Annotated in this window: 22 protein-coding genes and 1 riboswitch; of the genes, 4 read left to right on the top strand and 18 right to left on the bottom strand. The window is 44.5% G+C overall.

Going from position 1 to position 26388, the window contains the following annotated elements; all coding sequences use genetic code 11:
- Positions 1 to 32: 32 nt before the first annotated feature.
- From MHH60_RS21830 to MHH60_RS21795, 8 genes are all read right to left on the bottom strand, one after another.
- Positions 33 to 4304: an alpha/beta hydrolase fold domain-containing protein gene (locus tag MHH60_RS21830; protein WP_076133611.1), complete on the bottom strand. Its 4272-nt coding sequence runs from the start codon at positions 4302 to 4304 to the stop codon at positions 33 to 35.
- Positions 4305 to 4378: 74 nt separating this feature from the next.
- The gene (locus tag MHH60_RS21825) at positions 4379 to 5932 is read right to left on the bottom strand and encodes an extracellular solute-binding protein (RefSeq protein ID WP_076133612.1); all 1554 of its coding nucleotides are present in this window, start codon (positions 5930 to 5932) and stop codon (positions 4379 to 4381) included.
- A gap of 25 nt (positions 5933 to 5957) precedes the next feature.
- Entirely contained in the window at positions 5958 to 7013 is a 1056-nt protein-coding gene (locus tag MHH60_RS21820; protein WP_076133613.1) for an SGNH/GDSL hydrolase family protein, read from the bottom strand.
- A gap of 222 nt (positions 7014 to 7235) precedes the next feature.
- Positions 7236 to 8597, bottom strand: a complete 1362-nt coding sequence (locus MHH60_RS21815) for an extracellular solute-binding protein (RefSeq protein WP_175620024.1) — start codon at positions 8595 to 8597, stop codon at positions 7236 to 7238.
- A 215-nt stretch (positions 8598 to 8812) separates the two neighbouring features.
- Positions 8813 to 9523, bottom strand: coding sequence for a Crp/Fnr family transcriptional regulator (locus MHH60_RS21810; RefSeq protein ID WP_076133615.1), 711 nt, complete (start codon positions 9521 to 9523; stop codon positions 8813 to 8815).
- 47 nt (positions 9524 to 9570) lie between these two features.
- Positions 9571 to 9753 (bottom strand): rubredoxin, encoded by a 183-nt coding sequence (rd, locus tag MHH60_RS21805; protein ID WP_076130123.1) that lies wholly within the window; start codon positions 9751 to 9753, stop codon positions 9571 to 9573.
- Positions 9754 to 9781: 28 nt separating this feature from the next.
- A complete protein-coding gene (locus MHH60_RS21800) occupies positions 9782 to 10996 on the bottom strand; it encodes an NAD(P)/FAD-dependent oxidoreductase (RefSeq protein ID WP_076133616.1) in 1215 nt (404 codons plus the stop codon).
- A 16-nt stretch (positions 10997 to 11012) separates the two neighbouring features.
- Positions 11013 to 12251 (bottom strand): FprA family A-type flavoprotein, encoded by a 1239-nt coding sequence (locus MHH60_RS21795; RefSeq protein ID WP_036689344.1) that lies wholly within the window; start codon positions 12249 to 12251, stop codon positions 11013 to 11015.
- 269 nt (positions 12252 to 12520) lie between these two features.
- Between MHH60_RS21795 and MHH60_RS21790 the strand changes: the two genes are divergently transcribed.
- Entirely contained in the window at positions 12521 to 13537 is a 1017-nt protein-coding gene (locus MHH60_RS21790) for a CapA family protein (RefSeq protein WP_076133617.1), read from the top strand.
- A gap of 79 nt (positions 13538 to 13616) precedes the next feature.
- On the opposite strand, the gene MHH60_RS21785 is transcribed toward MHH60_RS21790, so the two are convergent.
- On the bottom strand, positions 13617 to 14780 hold the full coding sequence (locus tag MHH60_RS21785; RefSeq protein WP_306081760.1) for an NADH-dependent flavin oxidoreductase: 1164 nt from the start codon (positions 14778 to 14780) through the stop codon (positions 13617 to 13619).
- A 112-nt stretch (positions 14781 to 14892) separates the two neighbouring features.
- Positions 14893 to 15747, bottom strand: a complete 855-nt coding sequence (locus MHH60_RS21780) for a DUF6612 family protein (RefSeq protein WP_076133618.1) — start codon at positions 15745 to 15747, stop codon at positions 14893 to 14895.
- Between the two features lie 117 nt (positions 15748 to 15864).
- A riboswitch (cyclic di-GMP riboswitch) is annotated at positions 15865 to 15956 on the bottom strand.
- Between the two features lie 204 nt (positions 15957 to 16160).
- Here MHH60_RS21780 and MHH60_RS21775 point away from each other — a divergent pair.
- Together MHH60_RS21775 and MHH60_RS21770 are read left to right on the top strand one after the other, a co-directional pair.
- Positions 16161 to 16679, top strand: a complete 519-nt coding sequence (locus MHH60_RS21775) for an RNA polymerase sigma factor (RefSeq protein WP_076133619.1) — start codon at positions 16161 to 16163, stop codon at positions 16677 to 16679.
- Positions 16663 to 18276: a DUF4179 domain-containing protein gene (locus MHH60_RS21770; protein ID WP_076133620.1), complete on the top strand. Its 1614-nt coding sequence runs from the start codon at positions 16663 to 16665 to the stop codon at positions 18274 to 18276. The genes MHH60_RS21775 and MHH60_RS21770 overlap by 17 nt, the downstream gene beginning before the upstream one ends.
- Before the next feature lie 125 nt (positions 18277 to 18401).
- Here the strand turns inward: MHH60_RS21770 and MHH60_RS21765 are convergent, their stop codons facing one another.
- The 6 genes from MHH60_RS21765 to MHH60_RS21740 form a co-directional block, all read right to left on the bottom strand.
- Positions 18402 to 19202, bottom strand: a complete 801-nt coding sequence (locus tag MHH60_RS21765; protein ID WP_076133621.1) for a Cof-type HAD-IIB family hydrolase — start codon at positions 19200 to 19202, stop codon at positions 18402 to 18404.
- A 264-nt stretch (positions 19203 to 19466) separates the two neighbouring features.
- Positions 19467 to 20228, bottom strand: coding sequence for a pseudouridine synthase (locus MHH60_RS21760; RefSeq protein ID WP_076133622.1), 762 nt, complete (start codon positions 20226 to 20228; stop codon positions 19467 to 19469).
- A 2-nt stretch (positions 20229 to 20230) separates the two neighbouring features.
- Positions 20231 to 21751 carry an RsmB/NOP family class I SAM-dependent RNA methyltransferase gene (locus tag MHH60_RS21755; RefSeq protein WP_076133623.1) on the bottom strand — a complete coding sequence of 507 codons (1521 nt, stop codon included), beginning with the start codon at positions 21749 to 21751 and terminating at the stop codon, positions 20231 to 20233.
- 101 nt (positions 21752 to 21852) lie between these two features.
- Positions 21853 to 22302, bottom strand: coding sequence for a DUF309 domain-containing protein (locus tag MHH60_RS21750; protein ID WP_076133624.1), 450 nt, complete (start codon positions 22300 to 22302; stop codon positions 21853 to 21855).
- Entirely contained in the window at positions 22292 to 23104 is an 813-nt protein-coding gene (locus MHH60_RS21745) for a GTP pyrophosphokinase (RefSeq protein ID WP_036689325.1), read from the bottom strand. The genes MHH60_RS21750 and MHH60_RS21745 overlap by 11 nt, the downstream gene beginning before the upstream one ends.
- Positions 23105 to 23138: 34 nt before the next feature.
- Entirely contained in the window at positions 23139 to 24233 is a 1095-nt protein-coding gene (locus tag MHH60_RS21740; protein ID WP_076133625.1) for a quinone-dependent dihydroorotate dehydrogenase, read from the bottom strand.
- A 209-nt stretch (positions 24234 to 24442) separates the two neighbouring features.
- Here MHH60_RS21740 and MHH60_RS21735 point away from each other — a divergent pair, with 209 nt between their 5' ends.
- A complete protein-coding gene (locus MHH60_RS21735) occupies positions 24443 to 24580 on the top strand; it encodes a hypothetical protein (protein WP_167348489.1) in 138 nt (45 codons plus the stop codon).
- Here the strand turns inward: MHH60_RS21735 and MHH60_RS21730 are convergent.
- Both MHH60_RS21730 and MHH60_RS21725 read right to left on the bottom strand, forming a co-directional pair.
- Entirely contained in the window at positions 24577 to 26010 is a 1434-nt protein-coding gene (locus MHH60_RS21730) for a L,D-transpeptidase (protein WP_076133626.1), read from the bottom strand. The genes MHH60_RS21735 and MHH60_RS21730 overlap by 4 nt on opposite strands.
- A 134-nt stretch (positions 26011 to 26144) precedes the next feature.
- Positions 26145 to 26387: a ferredoxin gene (locus MHH60_RS21725; RefSeq protein WP_076133627.1), complete on the bottom strand. Its 243-nt coding sequence runs from the start codon at positions 26385 to 26387 to the stop codon at positions 26145 to 26147.
- Position 26388 lies beyond the last annotated feature (1 nt).

Genomic DNA, 26388 nt, shown 5'->3' with positions numbered 1-26388 from the left:
ATGGAGTTTCTATGAGTGAGCTTGTGTTTTCTTTAGGGTATAATCGGTAACGGCCAACCCTCTACTCCCACATGATCATTTTTGAAATAATTGCTACTTATACTGTCAATAAGATTCCCCTGTAGGATGATCCCTTTTCCAGCAAGAAGTCGAATACCGTTCGTATTGCCAATCAGCGAATTTGCGATCAATTGAACGTCCTGCGGGTCGCCCGCTCCGATATCATTTGCTTTGCTGTCGCCGGGATCATGCTCAAGGGATACAGCCCAATAATTCGACGCGGTATTGTTGCGAATGATATTTTCCTTAATGATAGTACCTGGCCCGTTCAAAATCTGAATGCCCTTGGCGTCCTCTATATGAGTTGTATTCTCAATCACATTTCGCTCAATGACTGTATCCGGGGTGCCCATAGTTACATTGATTCCTTCTCTTGTATTACGAATCATATTGTCATGGATATAGTTGCGCGGTCCTGACTTACTGTGATTGCTAGGTGCTGTACCCCCGGTGTTTCCCAGTCCGATCGCCGCGCCGTAGGGAATGTCGCTAATCACATTACCGTATATCTCGTTCAAATATTCGAGTTCTCCGTGCAGATCGATGGCATCCAGCTTTGTATTCATAAACTGATTGTTTCGTAGGACATTGTTATGGGCAACAAATTGGATCAGCACCCCATGCCGCAAATAAGGGCCCTCGAAATGGGAGTCCTCCACAACATTCCAAACCGTGTCGTTTTCATACCCGTTGCGGTCCTGTTTGGCCATGCCCTGAATCGACACACCATAGCCAGCACCACCCGGCCCTACATCTGTCGCATTTCGGAACATGCTGCGGCGTACGACAATATCACGGCTGTTGTCGATACGCACACCCATACGTGAATACTTCTCTACAGTAACCCCATCAACCGTGATGTTGTATGACGGAACCTCACCAAAATTTGCGATGGTAATCATGCTGTCGGGACCACCTGCGTCCGGGTTGTTCACTTTATGATCCGTCGTGTAGACACCGTTCCAGGTAGAAGTCAATGTGAGGTTGGATATGGACAGATCATGCTGTCCGGATACTTTCATCAGGGCGCTGTTTTTTACCTTATGGAGAGATGTCTTAAGGATGGTTGTTGATTGATCCTCACCGCGAAGGTTTACTCCTGACTTGAGCTTCAAATTGACAAGGGTATCCAATGTTGAGTTCAGATTATAAACCCCAGACGGCAAATAGACCTCATCGCCGGACTCAGCGCTGTTTATGGCAGCTTGAATAGCAATACCGTCATCTGTGTCGTTATCGGCGAGATCAGCATTATAGTCCAGCACGTTCAAGATGCGCCCAGTGGTTGTAGGTGAGGAATGAACCGGATGCACCGTACCATCAGGTTCGGTTAATCCGGGAGCTGTGAATGGAATCGGTTCCCGGGGGGGATTAGGCGTGTAGTTCGGGATGTTGGCTACAGGTGTATCGCCATTTGCGAACGGCGCATAGAGGTTTACCTCCGATAAACTTGTAAACGCGCTGCCATCAGAATTCCCAAGACCCACGATCCGCACATATCTGGCTTCTGTGTCAGGAAGATCAAAAGGTTGCATCTCTATGGTTCTGAACATACTTGCACCAGTCCATATCGTAGTCCAAGCCAAACCGTCATTTGAGGTTTCGATACTCAATTGAGCCGTGCGCGTGTCACCTTTATAAACGGCAATACCTAAATAACTGATCTGCTTCCGTTCGCCTAAATCGTATTGGATCCACGGGCTGTTACCTGCGGCGGACCAGCGGGTGAACAAGTTATTATCGATGGTATTCGTTGCGATATTGCCATCGCTGTCGCTGGCTGTCACGTTTGCAATCGGGTAAGGAGTGATGGGTTCTGTAAGCGTTGACCGGGTAAAAGAAAGCGGTACGGATGTATTGCCCGACTGATCCACCGCTTCAACCTTAAAACTGTAAGCCGTGCTAGGGCTAAGCCCAACGGCTGTATACGTTGCATCGGTAACATTAGATAACAGGGTGTTATCCCGGTATACGCGATAGGAGCCGATACCTTGATTATCGCTGGCGCCCGGCCATGAAAGTTGAATGAACTCTGTACCTATATTGACAGCTTTCAGAGAACTTCCATCCGGCCAGGAAGGTTTCTCATGGTCGCTTGAAGGTGCAACCGCTTCTTGAACAACAAGCTGTGGACGGGGGTTGCTGTTGCCATTAGCTTCTTTCGAATAGACATTGAGAGAAATTCCAGTGCTTGACGCATCACCAAGCAGAAAAGCGATATTACCGCCCCATGCGGACAATCTTTCTCTGACAAACTCGGACACATCGATGCTGTAAACCTGTGGAGCTCCTGATTTGTCTGCCGTTACGGTAAATTTCCCACTTAACGAAGCAATGGTCAGATCCGTGACAGGCGCATTGCTCCAAGTCAGCTCCGATTCAGTCCAATTTGTATCCTTTAGGCCGAATAACGAAAGTTCGAGGTCCGCATTGGATGAACCCTTTTTGGCAGCAACATTAAAAATGTACCTGTTTGCAGGATTGCTATATGAAGAGACATCAAATTTAAAATACACATATTTCTTGTTCTCGGCGCCAGAAGAAATACTGAACAATCCATTGCTGCTGCCCGTCGCGCTATTGAAGTTTACAGTGGGCTTGCTGCTGTCGATGACTGCATCGCCGCTCGGTGTCAGACTGGCTAGATCGCGGTATACAACCTCATCATCATCAGGTGTTGTTGCCATTCGATTCTTTACATATTGATCCATAAAAGCCCAAGCCTCGGCGCTTGCTTGCTCAGCCGCTTCGCCGATAAAGCCGTGACCTTGTTTAGGTACAATTTTGACATCGACCACTTTCACGCCCGCATCCTTCAATTGATTGGAGAACGTAATGCTGTCCGTATATGGGATCGTTGCATCCACATCCCCATGGCGGATGAAAAAAGGCGGATCGTCCGGTGACGCATAAGTGCCAGGCATGGCCAACCTTGCCTGATCTGGCACAGAGAACGCGTCGTTCCCGCCCAAAAGCGCTTTCACAGATTTATAGCTATTAGCGAAGTTTGTTGTAAAATCCGCTGGACCGTAGAGATCGACAACGGCTTGCACTTGATCAGAATATTGCTGCCAACCGCCATTCCCTTCCAAATCCGGAACGTTTACGGTATGTCCTGTATCCAATGTGATTGTCTCGCCTGACTTGATGTTCCCAGTCGTACCGAGCAGTGAGGCCAGATGCCCTCCTGACGACGAACCCCATACACCGATCCGGCTCGGATCTAGATGGAATTCTGCCGCATGCGCGCGCAAGTAACGAATAGCAAGCTTCACATCCTGAATTTGCGCCGGGAATGGCGCTTCCGGGGTTAAACGGTAATCCAGCGATACTCCGATATACCCTCGCTTGGTTACATAGTTGCAGATACTGGCAAGGGCTTGCTTACGGTCTCCGTGATTCCAGCCTCCACCATGAATGTATACCATCACTGGCATGGGTGCTTGAGGCGGGATCTTAGGTACGGCAATCGAAGTATAAATCGGCCGCGTTCCAGCATTCCCAATCAGCACATCTTCATACAGCTTAACGCCTTCAGGAACCACAAACGGCTTAGGTTCAGCCGGTGTAGGGATTGGCACCGGTGTCTCTGCGGGTGGTATTCCGGGAATCGCTTGAGCTTTGAGGGCGACACTATCGATGTACATATTCGCGCTCATCAATTCACCCACACGGACCCGGATTTTGACGTTCGGATTGTTGTCAGCTCCGCTGCCCAAGTTGTGGACTTTGAGTTGGTTCGGCTCACTGTTCTTTTGTTCCTGCGTCCCTGGGGACAGCTTAAATTCCTCCAACGTTGTCCAATTTATCCCTCTATCACTTGACCATTCTACGATGACGCTTCCTCCGATGTAGGAGGATGCCCGTGTATAATAACTCAATTGAAGATTGCGGTACCCCGTCGAATTCACTGGCAGCGCCAATGCATCCTTGCCATCGATTTTCACCAGATTCGGTACGGACGGGGCCGTGGACGAAACCGAAGTTTTCGCCATGCTGTTTCCTTCGCCTTCCTGCAGCCAAGGCCCCGGAATGGCCATACCACCGGTAGATCCAAAATTGTCAGGGTCATCGAAGTTTTCCTCGTAGAGCGTAACATAGTCATCAGTCATTCCGTCTGCATAAACTTCGGTAAGCGCTTTCATTTCCAAGGGCGAATATAACAAAACCAAAGACAACAGTACCAAAGACAACAGTACTCTAATGCCCACTCGAAAAGCATTCCTATATAGTCCGTTTCTCAAATGAATTCCTCCCTGACATGGTATAGGTAATCACAAGCATTATGGAGTTCAAACCTCTTTTGAGATGCAGCTTATTAATGTCGGGACAAAATCACACCATCGTTATTGTTATAACGTTCTGTTGCTTCCTTGACGACGTCACTTCCCCCTTTCTGCAGCCATTCCTCCACCACCTTCGGATAGTCGGAGATCGGCTTTTTGCCGTATACCATATTGATTACATGCGTCAATATAACTGGCGGCAATTTATCTCCACCTGGGGTGATGTCCGGGTTTTTCTGATAGCCCTTTACTTGCGGTTCAAATTGAATCCCGTCGCGTCCCTCATTCGCAAGTACTGTATCGTAGAGCTTCATCAAATCTTTTCCTTCGGGTGTGAGACTAAGCGCACCTTTATTGTAGGTAGTATCCTGTACGAACCACAGCAGGATTTGACGGAACGTTTCCTCATCAACTTCATCGGCTGTTTTCGGTCTGTTATAGTTAATATTTCCGTTCTCTACAGTGTAGTTTTCTCCTTCAATTCCGAAGGTAAAAAACTTTTCCGCTTCGTCACTAACCATCCAGTTGAAAAACTTGACGATCCCGGCAGGATCTTTCGCATCTTTGTTAATTAAATACGCTCGCGGCACCGTACCGACAAGACGAAGTCCCCCCTTACCGTCAGGTCCTGTGGGCGAGGCGATCAGCTTCATTTTACCAGTAGGCACCTGTTCTCTTAGCTGCTGATCCCATTGGATCAACAGGTTGGCATTCATGTTCCAGATGCCCGCCTTGCCTGCAAGAATATCATTCTTAAATTTCGTGGGATTAATTGTGACGAATTCCTTGTTGATCAGTCCTTCGTCGAACATTGTCTTGTACGTTTGGATCGTCTTTTGCATATTCTCGATATTCATAAATTTCGGGACAATTTGATCCCCTTGTTTCATAAAGAAATTAGCAAAGGTATCGTAAGATCCGAAGAACATATCCGAATATACAAAGTCCTCCCGGCCCATATAAGGATTCTCCACACCCAGCTTCTTAAAAGCACGCATGACATTCAGGAAGTCATCTACTGTTTTAGGCTCTGGCAGTCCTGTTTGTTCCAAAAGATCCGCACGTATCCAAGTTGCCCGGCGTGACGGATTGGACAGCCATTCCGGAATCGCGTAGATATTACCTTTCGCATCGGTCTCCTTTTCCCATGCCTCCTTCGGGACTCTCTTGAGAAGATCTTGCCCATACTGCTCAAGCAATTCATTTAGGGGCATGAATACTCCGGCCTCCACAGAACCTGCCAACTGAGGGTTCGTCAGCCCAGAGCTTGCTTGCACGACATCCGGAATGTCGTTGATCGCGAACATTTGAATCATTTGCGAATCAAAATTTTTCTGCTGCATCAAACGGATGTTAAGATCAGTATTCGTAAGTTCCTCCAGCTTTTTGACCCACTTGTCATCATTGATATTCGGATGATTGTCTGCATACGAAATGTTTCCGCTCCGGAACGATATGGAGAAAGCAGTGGTTTTTTCTGGACTCTCCCCCGCTTGCTCTTCTCCCCCCTTATTAGAAGAGGAACATCCATTTATAGAGACGGCTAATAATGAAACTCCCACCATGGTAAGCATCCAACGCTTCATTTTCATCAACTCCCTATTACCAAATTTAGGACACGGCACTAGAATGACTAGAAGTTCGGAGGGGCTCGATCATGGGCCGCAACAGCTTTGCTAAATGCTCGCTCATTAGCATGTGTCCATAATCGGAAGGATGAATCAGATCGGAGGTCAGCGAGGTAAGATCGCGCATGACTGATGCGCCATCCAGCAGATGTAGTTGTGGATGTTTATTGCTCTCACAGTAACGAAGCAGCACTTCGTTAAAAATCCCCTCTTGGACATGAAGAAGATGGCCTGCATCAAGAAAATACGTTGCACGATTCGGATAAATCGTAGTAACGAACACAGGTTTGTCAGGATGACTTTTGATAACCCGGTCCAGCATGTAAGACACTCTACGCTTGAATTCCTCGGGAGATACTACAGCACGCATATTGACACCAAGCTCCAGAAACAGAAAATCCCAATCCTCACGTTCAGCCAGATGATCGGCAACTACGTCTTCGCAATAACAAGATCCGCTAAGCGCAAGATTTAGCACATCCACACCAAGTCTGCGCGCTGTCTGCTGTAAGTAACCATTGAAATGATGCGTGGATCCCGCACTCTGGCTGATGGAAGATCCATAGGCGAGCATCGTAAGCTTAGGTAGCTCATCCGGTCTAGGCGCACGTACTTCACAACCAAAAGTATCCACATCGTAGAAAACAGCTCCGAAACGATCAAAATGCAAACGCCATACGTTAGAGGAAAATCCAGACTGATTCAGCCGCTCACTTGATACCTCTGTAAAACGTTCCGGCTCCTCCAAGTGCAGAGTGGTTACCGTACCCGCCTGCAGAAAATGCTGAGAATGAAAAAAATCCCCTCTGCATACCACAACGCGGCCGTTACTATCATTCGATCCGACAGTGACCCTAACATGCTTGGATTCGGTGACAAACCGCAATTCGCAGCCGTTCGATTGTATAGCTTTGGTTCTTCCTTTCTCTGACAAGCCATTGCGCACATGTTGCGGAAAACGCTGGAGATGCAATCCAGATTGATAGGGTTTATGAACCAGCTCCGAAACATTGTGAAAATAAACACCCTCCTTTTCCATCGTTGCAGCTACACCACCTTAATAAATTCGAAATCGCATTAACTCATATCTGACTTCTATTGCATCATATAATAGCAATAAAAGCATAGTCAATATGTTTTTATTGATATCATGAGTCATATATGAGTCAATTCTTGTACATCAAACAAATACTTTAACATAACAAAAAGCACAGATTCAGAATTGAACCTGTGCCGGGATTTTCACATAAACTTTCAGTCTTCAAGAGTGCTGAGTCTCCTGATTTACCGCATTCAATATTTCCTCAAGTCTGCGGCATAACTCGTCGTTGTCCAGTAGACCTGAAACAAACATCATGATATCACGTTGAATCTCTTTCAACTGGAGGTTGCTTAAACCCAGCTCTGTAACCAGACGATAGGTAGGGAAGATCTCACGGTAAAGCTGAAAACGGGCCGGACGATAACCCACTTCCTCACCTTCCCAATCCATCACCAAACGGTTGGCTGCAATATTCAGTGTCTTACGCCTAATGATCAGTTGCGCCTCGTGTGAGGTGAGAAAATCAACGAGCAGCATGGATGCATCCTTGTTCTGTGATTTGCTGTTAACCGCCAGTCCATTTATAATCAGCAGCGTATCAGCATTTTGCAGCCGAGGCAATGGAGCAATATCGAATGCCAAATCGGATTGACGCAATTGATTCAAGAAGTAATAGGTCGTCATTATCATGGACACTTTGCCTTGCAAGAACAAGGCTTCCGCATCCGCATCGCTCTCAGACAATACAGCTGGAAATACATCCTTCATGCCTATCAGCTTTCGAATGGTTCCTAAACTGTCGAGTAGCTTTGAGCCACTGAACCGAAATTTGCCTTCATCATCCTGTTCTGCCGCAAACGTCGTACCGCTCTGAAGCAGGAACAACGGCCACCGGTTACGAGAAGGCAAATAAAAATAAAAACCATACCAGTCATGACCTTCAGCTACCTTTCGACCATTAGCGAATAAATCGTCCCAGGTCCAGCTACTGTCTGGTGGTGATACGCCGGCTTCCTTAAAGTGCTGTTTATTATAACAAAGCACGACTGGAGAATAAATGAAGGGGCGAACGCGATTACGGTCACCATACCGGAACGGGTCGGAAAGAAAACGATACGTGTCCGGCTGTTCCTCCATCGGCTCCAGCAGCTCCGTACAGCCTTGCTCCAAAAAATCCTGATAATTGTTATTATTCATCAGTACGACATCCATGATTTCCGACTGCAAATATTCCTTCAAAGATGTCGAGTAGTTTCCTGAAGACAACTCGAGCGGCTGAACGTCGATATGCGGATAGCGTTTACCGAACTCATTCAGTAGCTCTTGCATCTCTACAAGCTTGGGGATGGTGTTCACATATCCGAACTTGATCGTCGTTCTGCCTTCCTCTACGGGGGGAATTACCCGATTGCCAACACGCGGAATTTTCTCAATTAAGCCTTCATCCACCAGCACCTTGAGCCCGTTGCGCACAGATGCGTTACTAAGTCCGAAGCGCACCTCTAAGTCGCTTTCTGAAGGAAGATAACTGCCGATCGCTATACTTCCCGAATGAATTTCATGTCGCAAGGTTTGAATCATTTCCTCTAGCCTGATACGGAAAAATTTTCTGCTATTCCTTTTCTGCATTGGGTTTCCTCGCCATCTTCCGATTAATCGAGCCCATAGGGACAAGTTTATATAGTATTCATCATACTTAAATCCTTTGGGAACGACAAGTATCGGAGTCTGGCGCCATATAGCGTATGTTCTGCACCCACGGTGTCATAAAGAGCGGTCAATACACCGTAATCCTCTTAATACCCCATATAACTCTCCAAACCGGCTAGATCTATAATGAGCATTTGCTTATTTCCGATTAGCTCAATAAGACCTGAATCCTCAAACCTTGAGAATTTTCTGCTAATAGTTTCGCGGGTGACCCCAACATAGCTGGCCAGCTCTTCACGAGACAACGGAAGGTCAATATGAATATGAGCTCCACGCTGCTTACCATATTTGTCGCTGAGTTCCATGATCATATAAGCAATTCGTATTTCGGGATCTTTGGTCGCCAGGCTTTGCGCCAGATTTTCCGTATGGGCTAGTCTTTTAGTCACACTCTTCAGTAGCCTGAGCGAAATATCCGGATTATCCCTCATCAGCTGCTCCATATCCGTTCGGGTCAGCATGCAAATGTTAGTGTCTTTCAGAGCATAAGCACTGAAGTTACTCAGCTCATCGCTGTTAAAAATGCTCAGTTCCCCGAAAAAGTCTCCATTCGTCAAGATGTGCAAAATTTGTTCCTTGCCCTCAGGAGTTGTTTTGGATAATTTAACATGCCCTCGCTGAATAATGTACAGCGTATCTGACGGCGCCCCTTCCAGAATTAAAGGTTGACCTTTAGTAAACTTACGATGCTTGATCATAGCGCTGATCCGGGAGAGATCGTCATCGCTTAACGCAGCAAAAATAGGCACCTTGCGGGTACAAGGTTCAGCAGCGTATCGGCAAGAATACTCCTTCATAACTGTCCCCCCTGTTGTTCATTTTTTTGTACAACTCCTACTTTCCTTTAGGATACAGAAGTTTTTTTGTCTTCAACCGGCGCAAAATGACTGGTATCTTCACCGCATACCGGACAGACCCAATCTTCAGGCAAGTCTTCAAATGCAGTGCCTGCAACAACATCCTCATCGGGATCGCCTAATGCCGGATCATAGATATAACCACAGGGTAGACAAATGTATTTTTTCATCTTTATCATCTCCTAAAAAGTTAATAGTTTAGTTCAACCTGGTTTGTACTTCAGCCATAATCTCCTCGATGCTGCTCCCGTTAACAACGATCCCCTCAAGGGGGATGCCTTGCTCTACAGCGGTTTTATACCCCAGTGAAGCAGCTGCTCCTTGCCAGGATATCGCACCAATCATTGTGTTATCTTTCACATAGATTCGCGTATACGCCCCATTTTCTTCTCCGCTTACCACCGTATCGCAATACCGTTCATCCACGTTGCCTATCGAAAATAAAGAGATGCCAAAGGCGTTAAATAAGGTAACCGGAACAGCTCTACGATACGCAGTCAGATTGGCAACCATATTACTGCCGGCAATCCGGCCCTGCTCAATCGCTCCGCCCCACAGTCCTTCCACATGCCCGTTAACTTCAGCCACATCTCCGGCTGCGTACACATGTGGATCATTTGTTTGCATTTGTTCATTTACGATAATGCCCTGCCGGACTTGAATACTCGAGCCACTTACCAGTTCCGTATTCGGTACAATACCAATGGAGTAGACCACATGGTCACAGGAAAAATGAGATTGGTCGTCCAGCGTAATTCCGGTAACAAACTCTGTTCCTGTAATAGACGCCACATCTGCTTGAAGAATAACCTTCACACCTGCTTGTTCAAGGTTCTCCTTAAGTAGCTTTGAGGATTTCTCATCAAGCTGTCTGCCCATCAACCGGTGAAAAGCTTCGATCACCGTTACCTGATATCCAGCTACATGCAGCGCCCAAGCGGTTTCGATTCCCTGCACTCCCCCACCGATTACGGCTACATGGCTGCCATCCTGCAGGTTTTCTTTCAATCTGTCCGCGTCGTTCATATCCCGGAGGGTATGAACATTGTTCAGGGCGAAGCCCTCAAGGGAGAGTGCACGATTCTTCGCTCCCATACACAATAAAAGCTTATGATAAGAAACACTCTGCCCATCTTCTGTCACAACTATTTGCCGGTCCGGGTGGACAGAACGGATTCGGGTCGAGGTTTTTACGGAGATACGGTTATCGCGGTACCATTTTTCCTTTTTAATCAGCACCTTCTCACTGTGCAGGTCGGTAAACAGCCCTTTGGTCAGCTTAATCCGGTTATAGGGCAGTTGACTTTCCTCCCCTAGGATCGAAATTTCCGATTCTGCGTCTTGATCACGGATGGCTTTGGCGGCATGGACGGCGGCTACTCCTCCGCCAACAATAACGTAATGTTTTGTCATCCTATGTTCCTCCTCCCTAAAATGAACTCAGCAGCAAATCCGAAACAAATTCAGCCGCATTTTTAATTTTTTGAACTTTCTCAGGCTCTTTCGGGGAAAATCTGATTCGTACAGGGAACTCTACATGTGTCATCCCCGTGGTTTTAATAACCTCAGATGTGCTTTGCACCGTCATGTTTGTTCCATTCAGATAATCCTGAATGACTTCAATGGCTTCACCACTCCAGCCGTAGGAGCCAAAGGCTGCAGCAAGTTTACCTTCCAGATTCATATTGTGCAATTCTTTCAGAATGTTCTCCAGGTTCCCAATCATGTCCGCGTATTTAGTGGAGCTGCCAATAAAGACCGCGTCCGCTGACGTTATGCTGTTCAGAATATCAGTGGCACTACTTTTATCTGCATCCCAGACCTCTGTCTCTATATTATTTTCCTGCAAGCAATCCTGTATGATTTTGGCCATCTTCTTGGTACTGTTTTTGATGGTGGTATATACGATGGTTGCCTTTTTTCCTTGCGTCGTTTCACGGCTCAATGTGGCGTACATCCCGATATATTTACGTATGTCCTTCCGGATCACAAACCCATGGGAAGGAGCGATCATCCGGATCTCAAGATCCTTAACAGCCTCTAACAGGGTTCTTACATATCTTCTGTGAGGATGAATAATTGCTGCGTAATAGCCCTCGAAATCTTCCGTAATATCAAACCCGGCTTCATCGCTGAATAGATTCTCCACCGCAACATGCGTGCTGAAAATATCACAAGGAAATAAGATTTGATCTTCGATACAATAGGTGATCATCGTTTCGGCGGTATGGAGATACGGTGTTTCTTTAAACAGCAGCGTTTTCCCGCCAATATCCAGCTTATCTCCGTCTTTAACCACCAGGAAGTTCCGGCTATGAAGCTTGTACATTTCCTGCAATTCGGGAACAGCAATCTCGGTGCATACGATCGTGGCATTTGCAGCCTTGGCAGCGAGAGCTGCCAGTCCACCAGAGTGATCAGGCTCTGTATGATTAATTACAATGTAATGGATATCTAGAAGATCAATCATTTCACCCAGACACTCGGCATATTCACGTCCGAATTCCATATCTACGGTATCAATGACAGTTGGTTTACCTGTTTTTAATAAATAAGAATTATAGGTAGTTCCTTTTGCCAGAATCAGGCGGTGAAATGGAACCTGGCGGTTATCGATTTTGCCTATCCAGTAAGTATCCTCGGCGATTTTTTTGAATTGTGTACTCATTTCTTTAACCTCCAATGTTTGATTGATAATGTTTATCAACAACCTTATTTTATTATGGCTGCCAAACAAAAAAGAGGATTTGAATCAAATTATAAAAGTTTGAAAAAAATGAATACCTTAAATTTAGACGATCTAAATAAAGTGATTATGCGTTGAGTCACATTTTAAATAAAAAGCCATACAAATGTTTGCACTTCGCCTTAAAGAAAGAATAACCCCTAACAACTTTATGCCATATCCTAATCAAAATAATAAAAAGGTGGATATCCATGACTGAAATACAAATAGCTGCTGTGGGAGATCTAATGGTCAAACGTTATATTATTTCGGATGCTAAACAGCCTGACGGAACCTATTCGTTCAGCCCCCTGTTTGCAAAAGTAGCTCCTTATCTGAAACAGGCTGATTTGACGATTGGCAATCTCGAAACCACCTTTGCTGGAAGTGGCCCCGAATGCCGGAAAAGCCCACGATCAGGCGGTCCGATATTCAAATGTCCAGACGAACTGGCCCCTGCACTTAAGGAAGCCGGATTTGACGTATTAGTAACGGCCAACAATCATTGCATGGATTATGGTGCCCCGGGTCTGGTACGGACGTTACGAGTTCTGGACCGTAATGGAATCGACCACACGGGAACAGCTAAATCATTAGAAGAATCCAAGAGAACGCTTATTAAAAACGTCAAAGGAATTACGATTGGCATCCTCTCCTACACAGCAGGAACCAACCGAATTCCTGTACCAGTGAGTAAGCCATGGCTCGTTAACCGGATTTCTACGCCCAAGATCATTCGGGAGATTCGAGATTTAAAAAAGAAAGTCGATCTAGTCTTGCTTTATCTGCATTTCGGAAGCGAATATCGTTACACTCCAAACAAGAGACAAAAAGAACTGGTCAATCTCTTCTTTAAAAATGGCGCCGACATCATACTGGGGTCTCACCCACATGTTCTTCAACCGTTAGAGCTTCGTGGAAAAAAACAATTCGTTATTTACTCATTGGGGAATTTTGTTTCGACTAAACTAATGAATATTCCTTATACACAAAGCGGTGTCATTCTTACGCTTAAAATAAAGAAGGATGAAAAAGGACACACGAGTATAACCAACGTAGGTTACATCCCGACTTGTGTAGATCGAAGAATAAAAAGCGGCAGAAAAATTACAGAGGTCATCCCCATCCGCGACGCATTAAAGAGAAGCGACACCGACATAAAAACAGAGCGGCGAAATCTCATGAATCGAATGTTGAAACATACGACAACAATTTTAAAGAGGGAATAGAAGTCATTACACAAAAATAACGTTCCGCGAAATTTACCGCGGAACGTTATAGATTTAGCGCTCAAAACTGTGTTTGGGTTTAGCGTAAACGATCAGGCATCATTAATTTAAGGAATTCTAGAATACCATTCTCTACTACGAGTTCTTCTCTATCTTGATCAGCAAGTACTCTTCTGATGATATCTTCTTTACCCTCCAGCACTTTACTTGTCCAATGAGGATCAATGATAAGAGATCGTCCTACTGCTACTAATTCAGCATTTGTCAACGTTTCCTCTGCGTCCTGTTTGGTACGGATATCTCCTACCCCAATTAAAGGTACACGTCCATTGATTTTCTCATGTACATATTGCAGGATTGATTTTTCTTTAAAATCTTCTGATGCAGAAACTTTCTTAAAATCCCCTAATGAAATATGCAGATAATCCAGCTTTTTATCAGCTAATTTATCAATAAGATAAAGGGTGTCTGTGATTTTAATGCCAGGCTCTTCATATTCTTCTGGAGAAAAACGATAACCGACAATAAAATCCTTAACCTTTGAATTGTCAACGACAGCAATAACTGCATCCACTAATTGGTTAATGAAATTAAATCTTTTCTCTAAGCTTCCGCCCCATTGATCTTCACGACGGTTGGAGTGTGGAGAGAAGAATTGTTGGATTAAATATGTGTTTGCTCCATGAATTTCTACCCCATCGAATCCAGCTTGAATAGCACGTTGAGTCGCTTTTTTAAAATCCTCAATTACACCGAAAATTTCATCTTCTGTTAATGCTCTTGGAATTTCTGCATTCGGACGTTCGGCAGCAATGGCGCTGGAGGAAACGGGTTGTACGCCACGCAATATTTTTGAATCTGTCATTCTTCCTGCATGGAATAATTGTAAAATAGCTTTTGTTCCATTTCGTTTAATAGTAGATGCTAATCGGCTAAGGCTAGGAATAAATTCATCGGAGGAAACACTAAGTTCACCTTCCCATCCTTTTCCACCCTCTTGTACATTTGCTGCCGCAGTGATGACCGCACCTACTTCGCCCGTTCTTAGCGAATAGTATTTCAATTCATCTTGTGTTACTACACCGTCATAAAAGCTCATTCGTGTGGTCATTGGAGCCATAACCACTCGGTTTTTTAGTGTCAGTCCTCTGCGAAAAGTTAATGCTGTGTCTAGTGCTATCATCTTTTTCCCAACTTTCATTAAATTATATTTAAACAGAATATTATATACATGCGCATACATATAAATTACAGCAATGATTTATTCTTGTCAACTAATAAAGAACTGCTGTTGAATACAGCAAAAAGCGCTGTTCAGCGGAACAGCGCTTTTTGCTCGATATGAATCGTCTTTATTATTCTAGTTCAGCCGGTTTTACAATGGCTGTACCTTTATTATTCTTGGAATATTTAGCTTCGATTTTCGTGGTGTATGTATCTTTTGCTCCATCACTTACCAACACATAACTCAGATCGACTGTCAGCTTTTCTGTTTGCCAGGTCTTAGTATTGACGAATAATTTCCACGTTACACTTTTGGGTTGAACTGTCTCACCATCCCAGAGGTTCTCCTGGTCATAGAGTTTGATTATCCCCTTAGCTGCTGTCGGATCGGTTACCGTGAATTGTAAGACCGTTTGTGCGCCAGCAGTGCTGACTTTCATGGATTTTTTATAACTTTTTACCGAATCAAGCATTGAAACAGGATCGTATTGGCCTTTAGAGTAAAAGGACTCCCATTCCGTTTTCTCCAGTCCAAGCCAATACTGTGCATCAGGATCGATCGGCTCCCCGTCATCGTCGTAACCTGAAGAATCGTCTTCAGATTCATCGATAAGCTCACTTCCATCTACAAGATAGTAAAACTCCTTATCGTTAGCATACAAGCTGTAAGATGTTTCTAAAAGACTGCTAGCGACAGTGCCTGCTGCGGCAAAATTCGGCAGACGGCTGATATCCAGCTTCAGAGTGTTGGTGTTGCTGACACGCACCCCGCCGCTTTGAATATCCTGTTTTTTGGTCACATCCAGATGGAAATTCTTTATTGCTTTGGAGGCTGCTGTTACTTTGCTGATCATTTGATCCGCAGTTACTGCTGATGTTGTAGCTGCAGACACGACTCCAGGATTAGACATCCATCCGATCGTTCCGGACAGCAATAAAGCACCTACTGCCAAACTAGTACCTATTGTTTTGAAAAAACTGTTCATGTACTTCCCCTTTCGGCCCCTTGCGATAATGTAACGCCGTATAGGTCGAAATAATAAAAGAGCTCAAAATAGACTACATATTCTTAGAGCAATCCTTTATGCTTCATAAGACATCCCTATGGCGGCCTGGCGATCATTTCCTTCTGTCGAAAGGCTTTAGACCCATGGCTTTGTGTCATCATCTTTCGATGATTTTACCTTTAACGCGGACATTCAATTAGTTTTAATTAGATTACGGACGCATGTCCCACCGCTAATTTTATCATGGTTATAATTACCTGTAAACGACTTATCTTCCATTCGAATTCGCTATGATACTCAGAAGAAATACTACAATCAAAATGAAAAATGAACGATTACATACGCTTATAAGTCTTATTAATGAGAACAGCAAAGACAGGGGGTGCAGCAAAATGAGTGACCGGGAAATTTTCGAGCTCTATAAAGAACAAGTATATTATTTTTGTTACTACTTAATGAAAAATCAGGCAGATGCGGAGGATATTTCCCAAGAGGTATTTGTAAAAGTTATCTTAGCGGATAAGTCGAAGGTAAGAAACTTGAAATCTTGGATTTTACGAATTGCTTCAAATGAGTGCAACAGTGTGATCAAAAGGCGTAAGAAGGGGTGGATGAAAGAAGTACGTAATTATTTACTATCCAGGTCTGAGGAATCAAACCCTGTAGAAAAACGTTTGGATCGACAAGAAACTAAAAAAGAATTACAAGGGTTATACAGTCAGCTTCCCGACAAAATCAGAATGGTAGTAGTCCTTCGTTTTATCAACGAATTGACTGTACCCGAGATCTCTAAAGTTATGAGCATACCCGAAGGAACTGTAAAATCCAGACTGAACAAGGGACTTAAAATACTAAATAGAATGGGTGGAACCCAACTAAAGGAGCTGAATAGTAATGAGTCTCTATCTTGAAAAAGATAAACATATTCCCCGACCGGATTATGATTTGATGTGGACTGCCATAGAACAAGAAGCATATAAACGTCAAAGAAATCTGTATGCCTCCCAGAATACTCCTAGGTCTAATAAAAAGGTTGTTCCTATCAGTATTGTCTTCTCTTGCCTCTTACTTGTAGCCATTCCTGTATTCGCTAGTATGACGATTAATTGGGATAAAATTGGTGGTCGAAGTGTGAGCAATGCATTAAATAACGGCATCGGTCAACAGTATAATCTTCAAACTTCCAGTTCAGGAGTAACAATGAATTTGAACGGTGTTGTAACTGATGGAGAAAAAATGAAAATGCTGTTATCACTTGATACTAACTCTGATCTATCCCAATATACTGGATTTGCTACAGAGGAAAACCTCATGACTAGTGAATCCGGTGCCAAGGCAAAGGTATACGGTTATTTAGAATACGATCCTGAAAGCCAGAAACTCATTGGAGTATATGAGACACCTGATACATTAAAGGATGATAAAAAGGACTACAGGTTTGAAGCTCGGAATCTCATTTTTTACCGTGATCGGAATATTCCCTTACAATCTAATCATAAAGCAGGGGAAACTATCGATACTGGAGTTAAGCAATATCCAAGCATTCAAATCGAATCCGTTCGACATGTTTCCAATCAAACCATTATCCGTTACAAAGTCGCTGCATCACCATCTGACTTAGGACGGGGTAACCCCCATTTGGTAGTTAGTACTGGTGGTCAAGAGAATGAAGCAATTCCAACCATCATGCCTAACGAAGGATCGGATTTATTTATTGAACAGGTTTTCAATATAACTGAATCAGATTGGAAGGAAGCTAGTCTTCATTTTAGTTACATTGAAGAAGCGAAACGATTTTCAGGTACGTGGAAGTTCGATTTTAAAGCAGATGGACAAAAAGCAAGTGAGGCGATTTACACTAAGAAACTGTATAACAATCCTGAATTTCAAGAAAAGACCGGTATAACCTTAGATCAGCTAGTCGTTACCCCTTTGGATATCCAAATTCTAATAGATGAAAATGATTCTCTTAAAAAAGGAATTGTCCACTATAATACCGCTCAGTTGGTTATAGGTGATCAAACAATCACTGGGGGTTGGAATTTGAAGGGAGATCATTCCGAAAGCTACCAGCATTTATTTCAATTCGAATCTCCGGAATGGTATAACGACTGGTCCGATGTTCCAATGAAACTTATATTAAAGGATGCTGTCATTGAGAAACGTGATACTACTAAGAATTGGATCACTATAAACAAACCTAAAGAAGAAAAGCAGTTCACTTCACTTGATGTCGATGGGTTAAAAATTGAATTCACTTACTATACTGAGGGGGAAAATTTGATTGTCGAATCAACATCCAAATCTTCTGGCTTCAAAAGCGTTAACCAAACTACGTTACGGATTAATGGCAAAGAAGTTGTGCCAGAAATTACACCTAAGGGCATGATATCTACAGGAACTAATATTGATAGCTACAAAGATATCCCTTTCGACGAAAAAATCGAACTGAACCCTGGTATCTATAAATATAGCGATCCTAGCCGGAACGAGGAAATTAAACTTTAATACAGGAAGTTAATCTAAGGGCGGATTATTTTTAATAGAATCAATTCTGTTTATGTATCTCTTTTATTTCCTTCACAACAAAAAAAGCATAGAACGGACTCAAGTCCGCTTTATGCTTTCCATTATTAAGATAAACAATATTTAACCAGCGCATCTCGCACACCATGCTCGTTGTTAGACCCCGTTACAGCATTCGCTGCCGCTTTGACCTCAACCGGAGAATTATCCATCGCAACACCCATACCCGCGTATGTAAGCATAGAAATATCATTAAAATAATTACCGATCGAAAGAACTTCCTCTTGCGGAATTCCCAGCTTCACAGCCAGATTCTTCAAGGCATTGCCCTTGGAGGCTTCCGGATGCATCAAATCAACGAAAAATTCCCCACTGCGCAAAATATTGTACTCATGGGTCCAAGTACGCCATTCACGTTCAGCTTCGTCAAGGATTTCTGATTGTGTAAATACAGTAAACTTAACAACCGGTTCTCGGAAATCTTCCCATGCAGGCAGTGTAGCCGGTACGATACGGAAGTGTTCATACATATAATTGGCTTCTTTGGTCAGGTTTTCTACATTATCTACATACATATCAAAAGCCGTATTCACATCATAATGAATATCATGCTTTCTACAATAATCAATATAAGGGTCAAGACCACGAGCATCCATACCGTATTGGTGCAGCACTTCCCGATCTTTCACACGAACCGTAGCAGCTCCGTTATGACCCAAAACATAACCAGATAATCCCATTTCCTCCATGAAAGGAATCGAGTTCTGCGGACTGCGGCCGGTACATAACACGATTTGCCCGCCAAGACGCGTAACCTCAGCAATGGCTTCTTTATTCTCAGCGCTCAAGTGGTGATCATCATTCAACAGTGTACCATCTACATCTAGTGCAATCAGTTTGTATCTCATACTCCCACCATCCTTGTCTTTCTTTTTCTATATATATTGAACCTGGCTATTTGAGTTAAGTTTCAGTCGCAACTGCGGTGAATATTTGGACTTCCAGCCGCTGTTGGTTCCAGATTTCTTGATTTATACCGTTTAATAGTGGTTGAAATCCGGAAACAAAGGCGGTCGCTATCGCTCTTACAGTTCCAAATTTCCCCTCCGTCACTCCATTCCCTTATCCCAAGTTTCCAAATTCAATTTATATACCATTTTTTCTATATATTATTATTCTGATGCTTCTGTACTTAAGAGTGCCAGTTCCTCTAGCGTAAGTTCACGACTAGCTCCCAGTGGCAGGCTTTCATCCAGCTTCAATTCTCCCATAGATACTCGTTTCAGAAAAGTGACTTTTTTGCCGACAGCTTGGAACATTCGCTTCACCTGGTGAAACTTTCCTTCTGTGATGATCAGCGAAATATGTGAGATTACTTTACTGCCGCGTTCTCTTCCCAATATAGTTAGCTGTGCAGGTAAAGTAACATATCCATCTTCCAGCTCGACACCTGCCGCAAAAGCCGCTACATCGTCTGCATCTACGTCTCCCTCAACTGTAGCTTCATACGTCTTAGGGACATGCTTGCGTGGCGATAGTAGCTCGTGAGCAAGCTTTCCATCATTGGTGAGCAGAAGCAGCCCTACTGTGTCCTTATCTAACCTTCCTACAGGAAAAGGTTCAAACTGTACATATTCCTGTTTTAAAAGATCCAGAACGGTCCGATCCCGCTTGTCCTCTGTTGCCGAGAGGACTCCCGGTGGCTTATTCATCATAAGATAAATAAATTCGCGATAGGTAACAAGCTCGCCGCCAACCACAATTTTATCGTGATAAGGGTCTACATGAAATCCACTATCCTTGACAACTGCACCATTCACGGTAATTAAACCTTGCTTGGCTTGTTTACGAATATCGCTGCGGGATCCTACCCCCATATGGGACAATACTTTATCTAAACGCTGCTTTTTTGCAGTTTTCCCTGATAGGCTCATTCTTACATCCACCTCCAGCCTGCGGGATATTCATTCTTGAGCACACCGTCCTGCCACTTCCCCCAGCCTGCACTATAACCATCTATGCAGACCAGAACATATCCTTTTTGGGTAGTTCCTATTTTAATAGAGAGACGTTCTTGACCAATCAACAATGTCTCTCCTTTAAGATAGGAAATAGCTTCATTACTCGTACTGGAAAGTGAGACACTTCGGCAGCTCTCTTCAGGGTGTAACGCGGTAGCCATTGGATGTCCTGGGATAAATCTGCCGTTACGGACATGTCCTACGTACCATCCTGGACGAATCGCCTTTAATCCATTTAATCTTTCCTTAGGTAGTGGGGAGATGTACAGATGATCACCGAAGAAAATCGGATACCCTTTTGGCTCCCAGCCAAGCTGATCTTTTATAAAATCTCCATATGCAGCCAAGGCTTGCTCTTCTCCAGATCCTTGACGGCCACGTTCAGCCCCAGCAGCAGATTTATTAGAGAACTTACCTTCTTTCCCTCGTCTGGCTTCTGGTTTGTTTGCGGATTTAATATGAGCAGTGCCTTTTTTATTCGTATTCCGTGTAACTGCGCTCAACTTAACTTCGGCTTGATCACGTTCCTCCGCAGATACCTTTGGCCCCACATGCTGCAGCACAGCCATGAAATGTCCTTCACCTTTTACTTTATGCGGCCATAGTCTTGCCGTCCCTGATAGTTCTCCGAAACCAGGAGCAAATGAGCCAGTGCCTCCAACTGTAATCACCGAAAACTGTGGATGTTCAGAAATAAACTCCGCTATAATTTCCTCATTTTCTTCTGTAGCAAATGTACAGGTCGAATAGACAAGTGTACCTCCCGATGCCAACGCTGTTGCAGCAGAACGTAAAATATCCCGCTGCATGGCAGCATATTTGGCAGGTGTACCTGAATCCCACTGCTTCACCATGTCTTCGTCTTTACGGAACATCCCTTCACCTGAGCATGGAGCATCAATCAAGATTTTGTCAAAATAAAGCGGGAATGCCGCTGCAATATGATCTGGACTTTCGTTTAGTACGATACCGTTGCGCACCCCATACAGCTCTAGATTTTTGGCTAAGGCTTTCGTGCGTTCTGGATGAAGATCATTGGTAACCAACAAGCCTTCTCCTGAGAGCTTGGCAGAAATCTGTGTGGATTTGCCCCCAGGTGCAGCGCATAAATCAAGGACACGATCTCCTGGCTGTACATCAAGTAGTTCCACAGGTGCCATAGCGCTTGGCTCTTGAATGTAATACAATCCCGCGTGATAATGTGGATGTTTACCTGGTCTGGCCCCATCCTCTGTATAAAATCCGGTTGGACACCACGGAATGGGTTCCAGCTCTAAAGTGGAAAGAGCTTGCAATTTCTCCACTGAAATTTTCAAGGTATTAACACGAACGCCTACGTTAGGGGTCTCCTTGTACGAATCCGCAAATTGATTATAATCCGTTCCCAGCAAGTCCATCATACGCTCGCTGAAAGAACTGGGCAGTTGTGCCGCCATGATGCCGTCCTCCTGATAGTACTGCTAAAATTTAGGTGTTTAAAGATTCAAGGAACACCCTTACGGGTGCCCCTTTGGCAATACTCATTTATAGAGGATCATTATTTACGATGAGATGAGGTCGGTCTTTGAGGACCTCGTCGTTGAGGATTATTCGGTGTGATCACCTTAGCCGCAGAGTTCACTTCATCCGCTAGACCTTGATCAATGATTTCTATAGTCAGATCATAATACGAAAATGGCTGCTGCTCAGACTCCATGCGGCGAACATAATCCTTCACTTCCACCACTAGCTTAGCCAAATTAATGCCGAGTGTCACTGCTGAATATTCTTCCAGCTTGGCAGCAGCCCCGCTTAACATAATCGTTGCACCACGCATATTATTATTACGGCAATGGTACAACCCAACAGCTACTTGGAGAAGTGCTTTGTACAATGGGTCGCGTTGCTTGGCAAGCCATAGCTCTTCGAGCACCTCGTGACATTCGAAATAATCCCGGTCACGATTAAAGTACACTAGATAAGCCAAGTACAACGGATCATAAGCCATCCGGCAAACTATCCTTTTTAGCTGCGGAGAGAAGTCCCCGTACATGATCCAGAAGCTCCTTCATCGCTTCCATATCCTGAGCCTGCCATATTTCGTTAAATCGAGCCTGAGTATCTATAGCCTCATTCACCAAGTGATAGAAATACAATTGATGAATAGATTTGAGAATTTGAGTCGTCATATTCGAGTTTTCCTCGAAGGTCTTTTGCGCTTCCAGGATTTCATCACGAATACTGGACATTTCGCTGTCCAAGATGGAGGCTGCTTCAGCTGCGGTTTTCAGGCGCACTCGCATTTCATCCGGCAAGCTTTCCCGATATTTATAATTCAGAGAGTGCTCTATGGTTGCCCAGAAATTCATAGCTAGTGTACGAATTTGGATCTCTGCGAGCACTATTTTTTGTCCCAGAGCTGTCTGCACAGGATATTTAATAATCATATGAAAGCTGCGATAGCCGCTCTCTTTATAATTGGTGATATAATCCTTCTCATACAGGACTTCAAGATCCTTACGAGCCCGGATATATTCAGCCACTCTGCGGATATCCTCCACGAACTGGCACATAATCCGGATCCCGGCTATATCTTCAATGCCTGTCTCCAGATCCTCCATCTTCACATTCAGGCGCTTAGCCTTTTCCAAAATGCTTGACAGCCGCTTTACACGGCCAGTTACGAATTCAATCGGCGTGTATTCCTCTCTTTTCTTCAACTCCGAACGCATTGTTTTGAATTTAACTTTCAATTCTTCCACAGTCTGTTCATATGGAAGCAAAAAAGTTCCCCAGTCCCTGCCGTCCATCGCCTTCGTCCTCCTGTCCTTTCGACTCCTTCAATCAGTGATGATCAGCACCCACTGCTTCAGAGATATGACTGAATCCGTCCCGCCGTAAGAGCTGCCGTAATCCGGCATGCAGCCTGCGGTTAACCTCCGGTCCTTCGTAGATGAGTGCTGTATAAATTTCGACCAGACTTGCGCCTGCTCTTATCTTGTCATACGCATCCTGACTGGTGAATATGCCCCCTGAACCTATGATCGGCATCTTCCCTTCAGTCTGGCGATAAATCCTACGAATGATTTCCGTTGACCGGTCACGAAGTGGCTTACCGCTTAATCCACCTGTCTCATTAGCCTTTTCATGACTAAGTCCATCCCGGTTCAACGTAGTATTCGTAGCAATAATACCATCCATACCAGCTTCTGTCAGTGATTGAACCATATACTCCAATTCAGAGTCACTTACATCTGGAGCAATCTTAACCAACAAGCTCTTATTCATGCCTGTGGCTTTACGCTGAATCTCCATTTCTTCCTTTACTTGTGCTAGCAGGAACGCTAATTCGCTGCCATGCTGGAGACTGCGCAGCCCCGGTGTATTTGGTGAGCTGATATTGACCACAAAAAAATCACCGTACGGATAAAGCGTACGGATACACTGACGATAATCTTCATGAGCCGCTTCATTACTAGTTATTTTATTCCGTCCAATATTTACTGCTATTGGAATTCTGCGATTTTTTAATTTTTTTAGACGCTCTGCCATAGCGTCAGCCCCTTCGTTATTGAAGCCCATACGATTGATCAGAGCTTCATCAGAGGGAAGACGGAACAAACGCGGGCTATCATTACCCGGTTGACCCTTAGGGGTAACCGTCCCCACTTCCATAAATCCGAATCCGATCGAAGAGAATCCAGAAACGGCCTCGGCATTCTTATCCAAGCCTGCTGCCAGTCCAACTGGAGTCGGAAAATGTATGCCAAACAGATCAACTGCTAAATCTGCCGTTTCAGGAACGCCATACATTAAACGCAATGCCGCGCTTCCCCCTGGAACTGATGATGATTTATCCAATCCACCTATGACGAGATGGTGAGCCTTCTCAGGGTCCAGCTTAAAGAAAATTGGTTTACCAAAATTACGATACAACACCGTTCTCGCTCCTTAAGGGGTACTTCACTAATCCACGTGTCTACCCGATTCTGTAGGTTTCTTCTTAATTTTAGCCTTTTCTTGAACAAAAGAAAAGCATTTTACCCTGTAAGTGTGCAGAGAGCTTAACCCAAAGTATAGTAATTTTCTTGTAAACGCATTACAATATAGGGGTAGTCAGCGATTAAGAGAGAAAGAAGGTATGCTGGATGTCAACTAAACGTAAACCACCAACTTTGCAGCAAAAGAAAGAAGAAGTTAATCGTAAAGCGCTAATGTGGATCGGCGTAAGCTTAACTTTACTAATTCTTCTCATCATCGTTCTGTTTATAGTTGCCGGGAACTAATTCAGCCAGTGGTACACTTTGTGGGGGTTGGTCTGATCATACGGAGCAGCAGGGTTGAAGCGTTTCGCCGGCAGCAGCTGCTTTTCAGGCAGAACCCCTTTACTTATCACCACTTTTGTTCCTTTTGGAATCATAGCGAATAGTTCTTCCACATCTTCTCGACTCATCCGAATACAGCCAAGGGATTCATCCTTGCCGACACTTTCTGGGTCATTGGTGCCATGAATAGCGTAATTACTATCTGAAAGTTGTAGTCCGCGGCTTCCGAACTCCCCATTATCATGACCATTTGGATTGACCACTTTATCTGTAATGATGAAGTTGCCTTCCGGAGTCTTGTCTCCCCCAAGCCCTACTTCATAATTTCGTAGAATGACAGAGCCGCTGACTACTGCCAAGCGGTGTTTTTGTTTATCCACAATCACTCTAAGCGGCTGGTCAAAAAAGGGAACGCCCTTTCCACTACTTCCACTCTCACTTAACGCTGTCGGTATGACCATTCCCGCCTCAGCAGTTGAGCTTGGAGGCTCACCCGCAACTTCCGGTGTACCCAGTGCCTTAGCAGTTGCTATTTCCTTAAGAGATTTGAACTCACGCTTCATAACTGGTGTCGTCCCGCCAATCCAGTTTTCCGGAAAAGGTCTGGTCAATTCCGCCAAAGAAGCCGGAAGCTTGCCTTTATGATTCTGATAAGACCTCATTGCACTCCATAATGTAGCTAGCTCCTCTTGATCCCCCTGCCACTTAGCTGCATCCACCGCAAGTTCCCCTTGCTCTGGCGGTTCGCATGCACATGCCGCTGAATCATAGGATTGGTAAACCAACCGTCCGTTCCCATTCTTCTGCAGTGTGGAATTAAGCGGAAGCTTCTCTTTCCACAGCAGCCACTTCCCTTCCCGCTCCATGCCCAAAATAGCAGCTTGAAACGGTTCCTCGCGCATTAGCATAGTTGCCATCAGCTTCCCTGACGAAGCCGAAGCTCCACTCTCTTGCGCTGTATACATCATTTTTCGTGCCTCTAGAACGGGTTCCTTCTCAACGTCTTTTTGATCAAGCGGATCTTTAACTTCAGAAGTAATCGTGTCTTGAACCGTATCCTGATCTCCCGCAATATCTAGACCCGGAGCCACAGCCGATGGCACCATAACCAGTAATAGAAGCATTAGCCCAAGCATAATGTAGCGGAATCTTTGCTGCCTTCGGTCCCGCTGGCGGCTTGCCTGAAGCAGCCCTTCCTCATATTCCCGTAGCGTTTCCGCAGGCACCTTACTATGCTCGAAAGCTTCATATACTTCTCCAGCCTGATTGAAGCAATAGTTAGCTTTCCCCTGTTGACCGTTCTTATAGTATTCCTTACCCAGCAAGTACCATGCCATCTTATTGTCTGGATGCATCTGTACATATGCTTTGAGGTGCTGAGAATTTTTCATCGGAACCTCCGAAATTTTATAATTCCTTCCTACATTAATATCGGTCAGACATCGCAAAAAAGACATCCCTAGCTGAACAAAAGTTCGCAGGAGATGTCTTTATGTTGTGCTAGAAGTTACAAAATCCCGGCTAATTAGCCCTCTTTGTTAAAAGGCTCATCCGCAATTTTAATAGAGTCGGTTGGGCATCCATCACAAGAATCCTGGAGATCATCAAACAAATCATCCGGAATCACTGTGATGCCGTGGTTTCCGTCATTTTCATAAATAACTTCAGCCAAACCTTCATCATCGTAATCAAAAATATCAGGAGCCGTTGCGCCACATGCACCGCAAGCGATACAAGTGTCTTTTTCGACCCAAGTGTACTTAGCCATT

This window comes from Paenibacillus sp. FSL H7-0716 (assembly GCF_038002705.1).
GTDB lineage: Bacteria > Bacillota > Bacilli > Paenibacillales > Paenibacillaceae > Paenibacillus_AQ > Paenibacillus_AQ odorifer.
This window is presented reverse-complemented; position numbering and strand designations above follow the sequence as displayed.

Coding starts and splice junctions, on each gene's coding strand:
- MHH60_RS21725 (WP_076133627.1), bottom strand. CDS start 26,387: ATGGCTAAGTACACTTGGGTCGAAAAAGACACTTGTATCGCTTGCGGT.
- MHH60_RS21800 (WP_076133616.1), bottom strand. CDS start 10,996: ATGACAAAACATTACGTTATTGTTGGCGGAGGAGTAGCCGCCGTCCAT.
- MHH60_RS21775 (WP_076133619.1), top strand. CDS start 16,161: ATGAGTGACCGGGAAATTTTCGAGCTCTATAAAGAACAAGTATATTAT.
- MHH60_RS21815 (WP_175620024.1), bottom strand. CDS start 8,597: ATGATTCAAACCTTGCGACATGAAATTCATTCGGGAAGTATAGCGATC.
- MHH60_RS21810 (WP_076133615.1), bottom strand. CDS start 9,523: ATGAAGGAGTATTCTTGCCGATACGCTGCTGAACCTTGTACCCGCAAG.
- MHH60_RS21750 (WP_076133624.1), bottom strand. CDS start 22,302: ATGGCTTATGATCCGTTGTACTTGGCTTATCTAGTGTACTTTAATCGT.
- MHH60_RS21790 (WP_076133617.1), top strand. CDS start 12,521: ATGACTGAAATACAAATAGCTGCTGTGGGAGATCTAATGGTCAAACGT.
- MHH60_RS21785 (WP_306081760.1), bottom strand. CDS start 14,780: ATGTATGCGCATGTATATAATATTCTGTTTAAATATAATTTAATGAAA.
- MHH60_RS21745 (WP_036689325.1), bottom strand. CDS start 23,104: ATGGACGGCAGGGACTGGGGAACTTTTTTGCTTCCATATGAACAGACT.
- MHH60_RS21730 (WP_076133626.1), bottom strand. CDS start 26,010: ATGAAAAATTCTCAGCACCTCAAAGCATATGTACAGATGCATCCAGAC.
- MHH60_RS21780 (WP_076133618.1), bottom strand. CDS start 15,747: ATGAACAGTTTTTTCAAAACAATAGGTACTAGTTTGGCAGTAGGTGCT.
- MHH60_RS21735 (WP_167348489.1), top strand. CDS start 24,443: ATGTCAACTAAACGTAAACCACCAACTTTGCAGCAAAAGAAAGAAGAA.
- MHH60_RS21755 (WP_076133623.1), bottom strand. CDS start 21,751: ATGGCGGCACAACTGCCCAGTTCTTTCAGCGAGCGTATGATGGACTTG.
- MHH60_RS21795 (WP_036689344.1), bottom strand. CDS start 12,251: ATGAGTACACAATTCAAAAAAATCGCCGAGGATACTTACTGGATAGGC.
- MHH60_RS21770 (WP_076133620.1), top strand. CDS start 16,663: ATGAGTCTCTATCTTGAAAAAGATAAACATATTCCCCGACCGGATTAT.
- rd (WP_076130123.1), bottom strand. CDS start 9,753: ATGAAAAAATACATTTGTCTACCCTGTGGTTATATCTATGATCCGGCA.
- MHH60_RS21765 (WP_076133621.1), bottom strand. CDS start 19,202: ATGAGATACAAACTGATTGCACTAGATGTAGATGGTACACTGTTGAAT.
- MHH60_RS21760 (WP_076133622.1), bottom strand. CDS start 20,228: ATGAGCCTATCAGGGAAAACTGCAAAAAAGCAGCGTTTAGATAAAGTA.
- MHH60_RS21820 (WP_076133613.1), bottom strand. CDS start 7,013: ATGGAAAAGGAGGGTGTTTATTTTCACAATGTTTCGGAGCTGGTTCAT.
- MHH60_RS21825 (WP_076133612.1), bottom strand. CDS start 5,932: ATGAAGCGTTGGATGCTTACCATGGTGGGAGTTTCATTATTAGCCGTC.